The following is a 331-nucleotide window of genomic DNA, read 5'->3' on the forward strand; positions in this document are numbered from 1 at the left end:
TACTTGCACCGGATTGGACGCCGCCGGCCATGACGTTGCCGATCGCGGCGCGCACCACACCCCAAACGTCCACGCCCCAGTGCTCGTAGAAGCGTTTGTCTTCGGCGGCAATCACGGCATTTTTCAAAACTTTGGGAAAGTCACCGATTTTGGTGAATTCACGCCGTTGCTCGCCGTAAACGCCAATTACTTGGCCGTCTGAAGAATAAATCGTTAGCGGCATTTTGGGTTTGTAGTGTTGTAAAGTGTCCAAAGACGGCAGCTTCGGATAGGTGACCAAAATTGCAATTGCAAGCAGCCCTACACCGAAAAGAGCCAGTCCCAATAAGAG

At 52.3% G+C, this 331-nt stretch carries 1 protein-coding gene; it reads right to left on the reverse strand.

Annotated features, from left to right (window positions below):
• A partial coding sequence (locus tag ACTHS4_RS11750) for a transglycosylase domain-containing protein (RefSeq protein WP_440365978.1) occupies window positions 1-325 on the reverse strand: 325 nt, incomplete at its 3' end.
• Window positions 326-331 lie beyond the last annotated feature (6 nt).

This window comes from Neisseria sp. P0014.S009 (assembly GCF_051958155.1).
GTDB classification, from domain to species: Bacteria; Pseudomonadota; Gammaproteobacteria; order Burkholderiales; family Neisseriaceae; genus Neisseria; species Neisseria flavescens_C.